Consider the following 10,346-nt stretch of genomic DNA (forward strand, 5'->3'; position numbering starts at 1 on the left):
ATTCCGGGGTGACGACAGATAGAGAACGAGACCAATGCTGAAAATCGACAACCTCCATGCCGAAATCGGCGGTAAGGAAATCCTCAAGGGCCTCAGCCTCGAACTGAACGCGGGCGAGGTCCACGCGATCATGGGGCCGAACGGCGCGGGCAAGTCCACGCTTAGCTATGTGCTGGGCGGAAGGCCCGGCTATGAGATGACGCAGGGGACTGTGCTCTACACACCTTCCGCTCATGCTGAGCTTGTCGAAGCATCGTCCTTGTCTTCGGAAGAAAAGGGCAGCCCTTCGACAGGCTCAGGGCGAACGGCAGTGGATTTGTTGTCGCTCGACCCGCACGAGCGCGCTGCTGCCGGCTTCTTCCTCGGCTTCCAGTACCCGGTCGAGATTCCGGGCGTCTCCAACGTCCAGTTCCTGCGCGAGGCGCTCAATTCGCAGCGCCGCCAGCGCGGTGAAGAGCCGCTCAGCGGCGGTGAGTTTTTGAAGCTCGCCAAGGAAAAGGCCGCGCTGCTCAAGCTCGATATGGAGATGCTGAAGCGCCCGGTGAACGTCGGCTTTTCCGGCGGCGAGAAGAAGCGCAACGAGATGGTGCAGATGGGCATCCTCGATCCCACGCTGGCCGTGCTCGACGAGACCGACAGCGGTCTCGATATCGACGCGCTCAAGGTGGTCGGCGAGGGCATCAACGCGATTATGCGCCGGCCCGACAAGGCCGTGCTGCTGATCACCCACTACCAGCGCCTGCTCGACTACGTGAAGCCCGACTATGTCCACATCCTCGCCGGTGGCCGCATCGTGAAGAGCGGCGGGCCGGACCTCGCGCACCGGCTTGAGGAAGAGGGCTACGACGAGGTGATGGCGGCATGAGTCATATGCCCACCATCCACGACGAGGAATGGCGCTACGCCGATTTTGCCGCGCTGGAGGCCGTGCCTGAGGCAGAGGTCACCGGCTGGGACGAGATTGCCGTCGCCCCGGGCGAGGTGCTTTCGCGCAGCGTTGTGCTGAGCGGCAACGCGCCCGATGTGCAGCGCTTGCGTGTGACGCTCGGTGAAGGCGCGCGGGCGGAGATTTTCGCCGTCAATGCGGCCAGCGCCTATGCCCGGCTCGAAATCGAGGTCACGCTCGCTCCGCAGGCGCACTTCGAGTTCGGCGGGGTGCTGATCGGCGGCGGCGATGTGACGCGCGAATTCGTCACCCGCACCGTCCATGCCGAGCCGGAGGCGACCAGCAACCAGACCGTGCGCGCCGTCCATTGGGGCACGGCCTCCGGCAACTACCTTGGCCGGATCGATGTCGCGCGCCATGCGCAGAAGACCGACGCGGCGCAGGATTTCAAAGGCCTGCTGCTTGAGAAAGGCGCCAGCGCCAACGCCAAGCCCGAGCTGGAAATCTTCGCCGACGATGTGAAGTGCGCGCACGGCGCCACCGTGGGCCAGCTTGACGAGATGGCGCGCTATTACATGGCCAGCCGTGGCATCGACCCGGCAAGCACGCAGCGGCTGTTGGTGCAGGCCTTCATTGCCGATGCCCTCGTGGCGCTGGAGAATGCAGCCGAGCGTGAGCACCTGCTCGATGTGGCGCTGGCGGCGATGAAAGGGGCCAGGCTGTGAGTGGGAATGCCGATCCGTTCGTGTCGAGCGAAGTCGAGACACCAGTGACCGGCCTCTCGACTTCGCTCGAGGCGAACGGGGTTGCGGTGAGAGACGACTTTCCGGGCCTCGTCCGCCCCGATGGCTCGCTCTGGCACTATCTCGATACCGGCGCGACCGCGCAGAAGCCGCAGGCCGTGATCGATGCGGTCACCCGCGCGATCGGGGTGGACTATGCGACGGTCCATCGCGGCGTCTACGGCCGCAGCGCCGAGATGACGCGCGCCTACGAAGCGGCGCGGCGCACCATCGCGCAGTTCATCGGTGGGCGCGAGGAGGAGCTGGTCTTCGCGCGCGGTGCGACCGAGGCGATCAACCTCGTGGCCTATTGCTATCCGAACAAGGGCCGCGTGCTGCTCTCGCAGCTGGAGCACCATTCGAACATCGTGCCCTGGCAGCTGGCCGGTTGGCAGGTCGATGTCTGCCCGCTCACCGAAGATGGCCTGATCGACCTCGATGCCGCCGAGGCCATGCTCACCCCCGAGCACACCATGGTTTCCTTCGCCCATGTCTCGAACGTGCTCGGCTCGGTGCTCGATACCGGGCGGGCGGCGGAACTGGCGCACAAGGCCGGCGCCAAGCTGCTGCTCGACGGGTGTCAGGCCGTGCCGCGTCTGGCGGTCGATGTGGCCGCGCTCGATTGCGACTTCTACGCCTTCTCGGGCCACAAGCTCTACGGGCCGACCGGGATCGGCGCGCTGTGGGGCCGGGCCGAATTGCTCGACGCCATGCCGCCGTGGCAGGGTGGCGGCGCGATGATCGACAAGGTCGCCTTCACCGGCACCACTTTCGCCCCGCCGCCGCAACGGTTCGAGGCCGGGACGCCCGCGATCGTCGAAGCACTCGGTCTTGCCGCAGCCTGCGACTATGTATCCGCCATCGGCATCGGCAACATTGCCGACCACGAGGCCGCACTGGTGGCCGAAACGCGCGCGCGACTGGGCGCGATGAACGATGTGACGCTCTATGGCTCGGACCGGTCGGCGGGGATCGTCAGCTTCATGCTCGACGGTGTGCATCCGCACGATCTCGGCACCATCCTCGATGAGGAGGGTGTGGCGATCCGCGCCGGGCATCACTGTGCGCAGCCGCTGATGGAGCATCTCGGTGTGACCGCCACCGCGCGCGCCAGCTTCGGCCTGTACTCGGACGAAGACGATATTGCCGCGCTGATCCGCGGCATTGAACGAACGAAGAGGATTTTCGGCTGATGGACGAAGATACCAAGCAAACCGATTACGTTGTCGCACCGTCGCCTGCTGAGGACGTCGCCGCCAAGCCGCCGCGTGCGCGTGTTTCCGATGCGGAAATCGAGGAGGAGAGCGCGAGCGAGAAACTCACCCGCAAGCGTGATTATCTCGAGGGCTTCCTCCAGCAGAAGCCCGCAAGCGCCAGCGCGGGGGAGCCGGGCGGAGCGATCTACGAGGCCGTGATCGATGCGTTGAAGGAAATCTTCGACCCGGAGATTCCGGTCAACATCTATGACCTCGGCCTGATCTACAATGTCGAGGTCAGCGAGGACGCGGACGTTGCCGTCACCATGACGCTGACCACGCCGAACTGCCCGGTGGCCGAATCGATGCCCGCCGAGATCGAACTGCGGATCGGCTCGCTGCCCGGTGTGCGCGATGCCGAGGTGATCGTGACCTGGGACCCGCCGTGGGACCCGGCCAAGATGAGCGACGAAGCGCGGCTCGAACTGGGTATGCTGTAGGTGGTCAGCGCCGCCCCCGCCCTGGTGATCGAACTGGCCGACTATGCCGACCCGCGCGATGCGGCGGAGCTGGTCGCGCTGCTCGATGCCTATGCGCGCGATCCGATGGGCGGCGGCGAACCCCTCAGCGATTATGCCCGCACGCATTGCGTTTCGGGCCTTGCCGCCACACCCGGCGCGTTCAGCCTGATCGCGCGGTGTGATGGCGAGGCGGTGGCCCTTGCCAATTGCTTCACCACCTTTTCGACCTTTGCCGCCGCACCGCTCGTCAACATTCACGATTTTGCCGTTCTCCCGCAGGCTCGGGGCAAGGGTATCGGGCGGGCATTGATGCAGGCGGTTGAGACAGAGGCGTTGAAACGTGGCGCGGCGAAACTCACATTGGAAGTGTTGAGCGGCAACGCTCCGGCGCGGGCGCTCTATGCCGCCTGCGGCTTCAGCGACTACCAGCTCGATCCAACCGCCGGACAGGCCATGTTCTGGCAGAAGAGGCTTCAATGACCGAGACCACAACCACCCGCCCCGCCCCCAAGGCCGCTGTCGTGCTTACGCCCGGTGCCGAAGCGCGCGTGGCCGCGCTGATGGCGAAGGCCCCCGCCGATGCGATTGGGGTCAAGCTTTCGACCCCGCGCCGGGGCTGTTCGGGCCTTGCCTATTCGGTCGACTATGTGACCGAGGAAGCGCCCTTCGACGAGAAGATCGAAACCCCCGGCGGCATGTTCTACATCGACGGCGCCTCGGTGCTCTATCTCGTCGGCAGCACGATGGACTGGGTGGAGGACGATTTCTCCGCCGGGTTCGTGTTCGAGAACCCCAACGCCAAGGGTGCCTGCGGTTGCGGCGAGAGCTTCATGGTCTGAGGCTCCGGCCGGCCGCATCATCGCCGCTGCAGCGCTCTGGCGCAGGCGGCCCGGTCCACCGCCGCCCCATCGCTGGCCCGCCGCGCCTCGACCCAGGTCGCGACCGGTTCGCGCCCCTCGGCCAGCGGATAGAGGAAAATGTCGAGCACGCAGGCCGAACCTGCAAACTGCAACTTGCGCATGTCACCCTCGGCCACGTCGAGCCGCGCCTCGCCGAACTTGCGCACCAGTGAGGTGCCGTCCTCGCGGATAATCCCGGCAAGGCCCGGTTCGTTCATGATCTGAGGCGCGCGGAAGCCTGCCACCGGGCGTGGCGGCGGCTGCGTCGGCGGAACGGGAACGTGTCCGCGCGGTGGCGGGGGAGCCTGTGGCCCCGGCGAAGGAGCGCCCGAAGCGCAACCGGCCACAGCCAGCAGGACCAGCGGCGCGAGGGCCGAACGAAGAGCAATCATCGAATGCCTTTATCTACCCGTACGCTGTGCGAACGGTGAACGAGATGGGTTGCGCTCGCCGCGCCGAGCACGGGAGCGAGGAAATGAACGAACGGCACCAGCATTAGTGCCGCCACAATACCGCCCAGCGACAACCGCGCCGCGCTGCCGACCGGGGCCTGCTCGCCCGCGGCATGGGCATGGCGCAGCCACACCATGTCCTGCAGCTCGCGGCCCAGTAGCCAGGCGTTGACCGCCCAGAACACCAGCGCGGTGCCGATCCCGGTGAAGGCCAGCGCCAGTGCGAAGGGGGCGGCAATGAGGTTCGCCAGCAGCGCCCGCCCCGCGCCGCGCAAAGCCTGCCGCGCCTGCTCGCGCATGGGCAGGTCGCGCGCCTGCGCCGCTGCTGCGGGATAGAAGCGGCGCTCCACCGCCAGCACGATCTCGTCGGCGTAGAACTGGATTACCGCCAGCGCCACGATCCGCCACAAGAGCCAGGCTCCGACCAGTGCCAGCAGCGCCGAGGCCACGCCGCGCAGTGTGCCCGCGCCAGTGAACAGGTGCTCGCCCAGGCCCGCGACGGTCAGCAGCCAGTCCACCGCATACCAGCCCAGCCCCGCCAATATGACGAAGATCAGCAAGGTCAGCGCCGCGCTCTTGAGCAGCAGGCGCAGGACCGCGCCCTGAAACATCTGCCCGAACCCGAGCGCGAGACTGGAAAGGAACACCGCCATCACCGCTTGCGATTGCGTCTGGCTTGCGCCAAGTCAACGCCGCCGCGCGGCCAGCATCTGATAGTCGCCGCAGAGAAGGAAATTTCATGACTGACCCTCGATACGATGTAATCGCTATCGGCAATGCCATTGTCGATGTGGTGGCCTCCTGTTCCGACGAGCTGATCGACGAACTGGGCCTGGCCAAGGGTGGCATGACCCTGATCGACGAGGACGGCGCGCGCGATCTCTACGATGCGATGGGCCCCGCACGCGAGATTTCGGGCGGTTCGGCGGCGAACACGCTGGCAGGCCTTTCGGCGCTCGGCGCGCAGTGCGCCTTCGTGGGGCAGGTGGCCGAGGACCAGCTCGGGCAGGTGTTCGCGCACGATATCCGCGCCGTGGGGATCGACTTCGACGTGGCGCCGCGGGCGGGCCAGCCGAGCACCGCACGCTGCCTGATCTTCGTCACCCCCGACGGCCAGCGCACGATGAACACCTTCCTTGGCGCTTCGCAGTTCCTGCCCGCCAGCGCGCTTGACGAAGAGGCGGTCAGCGCGGCGGCAATCCTCTATCTCGAAGGCTACCTGTGGGACCCGGAAGAGCCGCGCGCGGCCATGCGCCGGGCGATCGAGGCGGCCAAGCGCGCCGGGCGCAAGGAGGCCTTCACGCTGTCCGACGGCTTTGTGATCGCGCGCCACGGCGACGATTTCCGCCAGCTGATCGCCGATGGCCTGATCGACATCCTGTTTTCGAACGAGGCCGAGCTGGCCGCGCTGACCGGTGAGGACGACTTCGAGGCGGGCCTTGCGCAGCTCGCCCCACAGGTGGAGGTGCTGGTGGTGACGCGCAGCGAAAAGGGCGCGGTGTGCCTGCGCGGCGGCGAGCGGGCCGCAGTGTCTGCCGAGCCGACCACGGTGGTCGACAGCACCGGTGCGGGCGACCTGTTCGCGGCCGGCTTCCTGTTCGGCCTGGCGCGCGACGAGGCGCTGGAAACCTGCCTCCGGCGCGGCGCGATCTGCGCGGCGGAAGTGATCTCGCACTACGGCGCGCGGCCCGAGGCCGACCTCAAGGCGCTGATGGCCGAAAAGCTCGGCTGAGCCTTCGCGAACTTGACGAAGTTGACACGGCGGCGAGGCAAACTCGCCGCCGTTTTCGTTGATAGTTATCGTAATATCAGTTGCTTGGCGCAAGCGGAGCGAAGTTGACACTTCGCCCGAAGAAGCGCGCCGAAACGGGGGTTGGACAAGGCTCATAGGGCTGATCCGGAGCACGTTCGGCCCCTTGTAGGAAAGCGAAGGACGGCAGGCCTCAGCCGCTCGCCCCGTCGATCAGTTCGTCGAGAAACAGCGCCATCAGCGTGGGCTGGCCGCTGACCCCGGCCTTGGCATAGACCGACGACAGCTGCGAGCGGACTGTCCCGGTGGCCGATCCGCGCAGCTGCGCAATCTCGGCGGGGCCGAAGCCCTTGAGCGCGAACAGCGCCACCTCGGCCTCACCCGGAGAGAGGCTCCACTCGGCAAAGCGTTGCTCGATAATCCCCCTAGCGCTCCGCGTGCGACCGCCAGCGCCTCGGCCTGCCGCCGCCCCTCGGCCAGTGCCCGCAGCAAGGCACGCGCGGCATAGGCAATGCCCGCCAGCAGTGCCGCACCCACCAGCAGGTCAGCCATCGACAGCGCGCCCGGCCCGGCCTCGGTCACGGCGTCGATCAGGAAGTAGAGCGCAGCCGCCACCTGCAACACGATAGCGGCGAGCGGCAGGCCCGGTTTGTCGGCCTTGAGGATGGCACTCATGCTGATGGCACCCGGTTTGAACTCCTGCTTATGGCCGCTTTGCCGCCCTGAGGCGTAGCCAGCGTGACAATCCATGCAGGAGAACACGATGGACAGGCAATTGCAAAGCGCGCTCACCAAGGTGCCGGCGGTCACGCTCGGCTTCTGGGTGATCAAGATCCTCGCCACCACCTTTGGCGAGACGATGGGCGATACCGTTTCGATGAGCTGGCTGGGCGAGACCAGTGCGCAGGCCGGGCAATCGGGGCTCAACGGCTATGTCGTGGGCACGGCGATTTTCGGCACGCTGCTCGCGCTGCTGGTGTGGTTGCAGATCCGGGCGCGGGCGTTTCATCCGTGGCTCTATTGGGCGACGATCATCGCTTCGACCACGGCGGGCACGACGCTGGCCGACTTCGCGACCCGCTCGCTCGGGATCGGCTATCCGGGCGGCTCGCTGCTGCTCTTGGGGCTGGTGCTGGTGTCGCTGGCCGTGTGGCACCGCGCACTGGGGACAATCTCGGTCAGCTCGGTGCACGAGCCGCGCGCGGAGCTGTACTACTGGCTGACGATCACCTTTTCGCAAACGCTCGGCACCGCGCTGGGCGACTGGGTGGCCGATGGGGCGCTTGGCTATCTCGGCGCGGCGGTGATCTTCGGCAGTGCGCTGGCGCTGCTGGCCTTGGCCCGGCGTTTCACAGCGGTGAGCCGGGTGGCGCTGTTCTGGGGCGCCTTCGTGCTCACCCGGCCGCTGGGCGCGGTGGTGGGCGATTTCCTCGACAAGCCGGTGGCGCACGGCGGGCTCGAACTGAGCCGCCTTGCCGCCTCGCTGGTGCTGGCCGGAGCCATTGCCTTGCTGATCTGGCTGGTGCCGCAACGCGCCGGAGAGGCGCAGCGCGCGGCGCGGGGTTAGTTCCCCCGCGCGATCTCGCGCCAGCCGATGTCGTGGCGGCAGAAGCCGCTGGCGAAATCGATCCTGTCGACGGCGGCGTAGGCAGCCTCCTGCGCCGCCTTCGTGTCGGCCCCGCGCGCGGTGACGTTGAGCACACGCCCGCCACTGGCGCGCAGGCTGTCGTCCTCCTCGTCGCGCACGGTCCCGGCGTGGAACACCACAGCGCCCTCGGCCTCGGCGTCGCGCAAGTCGATCACGCCGCCCTTTTCCGGGGTGCCGGGATAGCCGTTCGCCGCCATCACCACGGTAAGGGCAACCTCGTTGGCGAATTTCAGCGGCTCCTGCGAACCAAGCCGGTCCTCGGCGCAGGCGAGCAGATAGTCCGCCAGATCGCTTTCGAGCCGCATCATCAGCACCTGACACTCGGGATCGCCGAAGCGGCAGTTGTATTCGACCAGCTTGGGGCCCTCGTCGGTCAGCATCAGCCCGGCGTAGAGCACGCCCGAATAGGGGGTGCCGTCGTCGGCCATCTGGCGCACGGTGGGGATGATGATCTTGGCCATCGCCTCGGCCTGCAATTCGGGCGTCAGCACGCGGGCGGGGGAGTAGGCGCCCATGCCGCCGGTGTTGGGGCCGGTGTCGCCGTCGCCGACGCGCTTGTGGTCCTGCGCGGTGCCGAAAGCCATCACGGTCGCGCCGTCGGTGAGCGCGAACAGGCTCGCCTCCTCGCCCGCCATGAACTCCTCGATCACCACCTCGGCCCCGGCATCGCCGAACTGGCCGTCGAACATATCCGCGAGCGCCGCCTCGGCCTCGGCGCGCGTTTCGGGCAGGACCACGCCCTTGCCCGCCGCCAGCCCATCGGCCTTCAGCACATAGGGCGGCGAGAACCGGTCGAGCGCGGCCAGCGCCTGTTCGAGGCTGGTGCAATGCTCGTAACCGGCGGTGGGGATACCCGCGCGGTCGCACAGGGCCTTGGTGAAGCTTTTCGAGCCCTCAAGCTGCGCCGCCGCCTTCGAAGGGCCGAAGGTGGAAATGCCCTCGCCGCGCAGCGAATCGGCGAGGCCGTCGACCAGCGGCGCTTCCGGCCCGATCACCACCAGGCCGATGCTCTCCTGCTCGCAGAAGCCCACCACCAGCTCGTGGTCGGTGAGGTCCATGGTGAAGCATTCGGCCAGGCCTTCCATGCCCGGATTGCCGGGGCTGGCGAACAGTTTGCCCCCATCTTGCGCAATGGCGCGGGATTGCGCGAGCTTCCATACCAGCGCATGTTCGCGCCCTCCCGACCCCAACACGAGGATATTCATGGCTTGCCCGGCCTCTTATTACGATGATAACGATCCGGCGCTCGTAGCGGCGAGCCGCCCCGGCGACAATTCCCACGCCCTCACGATCACCGAGATTTCTCAGGCATTGAAGCGCACGGTGGAGGACCGGTTCGGCTTCGTGCGCGTGCGCGGCGAACTTTCCGGCGTGAAGCGGGCGGCCTCGGGGCACCTCTATTGCAGCATGAAGGACGAGAAATCGGTCATCGATGCGGTGATGTGGAAGGGCACCACTGGCCGCTTGGCGTTCAAGCCGGAAGACGGGCTCGAAGTGGTGGCGACGGGCAAGCTGACCACCTTCCCCGGCCGCTCGAAATACCAGATCGTGATGGAATCGATGGAGATCGCGGGCGAAGGGGCCTTGCTCGCGCTGCTCGAAAAGACGCGCCAGCGGCTGGCGGCGGAGGGGCTGTTCGCGCCCGAGCGCAAGCGCCGCCTGCCCTTTGCGCCGAAGGTGATCGGGGTGGTGACATCGCCCACCGGCGCGGTGATTCGCGATATCCTGCACCGGCTGCGCGACCGGTTTCCCACCCATGTGATCGTCTGGCCGGTGCTGGTGCAGGGGCAGGGCGCGGCCGCGCAGGTGGCCAATGCGGTGCGCGGGTTCGGCGCGCTCGACGCCAACGGACCGGTGCCTCGGCCTGACCTCCTGATCGTGGCGCGCGGGGGCGGCTCGATCGAGGACTTGTGGAGTTTCAACGAGGAAGAGGTGGTGCGCGCCATCGCCGCCTCGCCGATTCCCGTGATCAGTGCGGTGGGCCACGAGACCGACACCACGCTGGCCGACCACGCCGCCGATGCCCGTGCCCCCACGCCGACGGCAGCGGCGGAAATGGCGGTGCCGGTGCGGCGCGAATTGATGGCTTTCCTCGAAGACCTGGGCCTGAGGCAGAAGCGCGGGGTCTGGCGTCCGCTCGAACTGGGGCGCGAGCGGCTGGCCGTACGGGCGCAGCGCTTGCCGACGTCCGAGACCTTGCTCCAGCCCGCGC

13 protein-coding genes are annotated in these 10,346 nt (G+C 67.4%); 9 read left to right on the top strand and 4 right to left on the bottom strand.

The genetic code is table 11. The features are described 5' to 3' along the window. The first annotated feature begins 34 nt into the window (after nucleotides 1–34). The 6 genes from sufC to D2V17_RS01995 are packed head-to-tail and all read left to right on the top strand — an operon-like array spanning nucleotide 35 to nucleotide 4,224. On the top strand, nucleotides 35–865 hold the full coding sequence (sufC, locus tag D2V17_RS01970) for a Fe-S cluster assembly ATPase SufC (RefSeq protein ID WP_119591463.1): 831 nt from the start codon (nucleotides 35–37) through the stop codon (nucleotides 863–865). Beyond that, entirely contained in the window at nucleotides 862–1,611 is a 750-nt protein-coding gene (locus D2V17_RS01975; protein WP_119591464.1) for a SufD family Fe-S cluster assembly protein, read from the top strand. The genes sufC and D2V17_RS01975 overlap by 4 nt, the downstream gene beginning before the upstream one ends. 44 nt (nucleotides 1,612–1,655) lie before the next feature. Next, nucleotides 1,656–2,861: an aminotransferase class V-fold PLP-dependent enzyme gene (locus D2V17_RS01980; protein ID WP_119591482.1), complete on the top strand. Its 1,206-nt coding sequence runs from the start codon at nucleotides 1,656–1,658 to the stop codon at nucleotides 2,859–2,861. After that, nucleotides 2,861–3,364 (top strand): SUF system Fe-S cluster assembly protein, encoded by a 504-nt coding sequence (locus D2V17_RS01985; protein WP_119591465.1) that lies wholly within the window; start codon nucleotides 2,861–2,863, stop codon nucleotides 3,362–3,364. Before D2V17_RS01980 ends, D2V17_RS01985 begins: the two co-directional genes overlap by 1 nt. After that, on the top strand, nucleotides 3,365–3,865 hold the full coding sequence (locus tag D2V17_RS01990; RefSeq protein WP_220474046.1) for a GNAT family N-acetyltransferase: 501 nt from the start codon (nucleotides 3,365–3,367) through the stop codon (nucleotides 3,863–3,865). It abuts the gene before it with no gap. Beyond that, nucleotides 3,862–4,224, top strand: coding sequence for a HesB/IscA family protein (locus tag D2V17_RS01995; RefSeq protein WP_119591466.1), 363 nt, complete (start codon nucleotides 3,862–3,864; stop codon nucleotides 4,222–4,224). Before D2V17_RS01990 ends, D2V17_RS01995 begins: the two co-directional genes overlap by 4 nt. A gap of 17 nt (nucleotides 4,225–4,241) precedes the next feature. Here D2V17_RS01995 and D2V17_RS02000 read toward each other — a convergent pair whose 3' ends face one another. Both D2V17_RS02000 and D2V17_RS02005 read right to left on the bottom strand, forming a co-directional pair. After that, nucleotides 4,242–4,676, bottom strand: coding sequence for a hypothetical protein (locus D2V17_RS02000; RefSeq protein WP_119591467.1), 435 nt, complete (start codon nucleotides 4,674–4,676; stop codon nucleotides 4,242–4,244). Continuing rightward, nucleotides 4,673–5,389 carry an EI24 domain-containing protein gene (locus D2V17_RS02005; RefSeq protein ID WP_119591468.1) on the bottom strand — a complete coding sequence of 239 codons (717 nt, stop codon included), beginning with the start codon at nucleotides 5,387–5,389 and terminating at the stop codon, nucleotides 4,673–4,675. Before D2V17_RS02005 ends, D2V17_RS02000 begins: the two co-directional genes overlap by 4 nt. 86 nt (nucleotides 5,390–5,475) lie before the next feature. Between D2V17_RS02005 and D2V17_RS02010 the strand changes: the two genes are divergently transcribed. Next, nucleotides 5,476–6,468: an adenosine kinase gene (locus D2V17_RS02010; protein WP_119591469.1), complete on the top strand. Its 993-nt coding sequence runs from the start codon at nucleotides 5,476–5,478 to the stop codon at nucleotides 6,466–6,468. 211 nt (nucleotides 6,469–6,679) lie between these two features. Here D2V17_RS02010 and D2V17_RS21660 read toward each other — a convergent pair whose 3' ends face one another. After that, a complete protein-coding gene (locus tag D2V17_RS21660) occupies nucleotides 6,680–6,856 on the bottom strand; it encodes a helix-turn-helix transcriptional regulator (RefSeq protein ID WP_245978443.1) in 177 nt (58 codons plus the stop codon). Between the two features lie 393 nt (nucleotides 6,857–7,249). Here D2V17_RS21660 and D2V17_RS02020 point away from each other — a divergent pair, with 393 nt between their 5' ends. Beyond that, on the top strand, nucleotides 7,250–8,053 hold the full coding sequence (locus tag D2V17_RS02020) for a COG4705 family protein (RefSeq protein WP_119591470.1): 804 nt from the start codon (nucleotides 7,250–7,252) through the stop codon (nucleotides 8,051–8,053). Here D2V17_RS02020 and purD read toward each other — a convergent pair. Next, entirely contained in the window at nucleotides 8,050–9,339 is a 1,290-nt protein-coding gene (gene purD / locus D2V17_RS02025; protein WP_119591471.1) for a phosphoribosylamine--glycine ligase, read from the bottom strand. The two genes, D2V17_RS02020 and purD, sit on opposite strands and share 4 nt — an antisense overlap. On the opposite strand from purD, the gene xseA reads away from it, so the two are divergent. Then, nucleotides 9,338–10,346: exodeoxyribonuclease VII large subunit (xseA, locus tag D2V17_RS02030; RefSeq protein WP_119591472.1), on the top strand; the 1,009-nt coding region annotated here is incomplete at its 3' end. The two genes, purD and xseA, sit on opposite strands and share 2 nt — an antisense overlap.

The sequence above is a fragment of the Aurantiacibacter xanthus genome (assembly GCF_003584015.1).
Lineage (GTDB): Bacteria > Pseudomonadota > Alphaproteobacteria > Sphingomonadales > Sphingomonadaceae > Alteraurantiacibacter > Alteraurantiacibacter xanthus.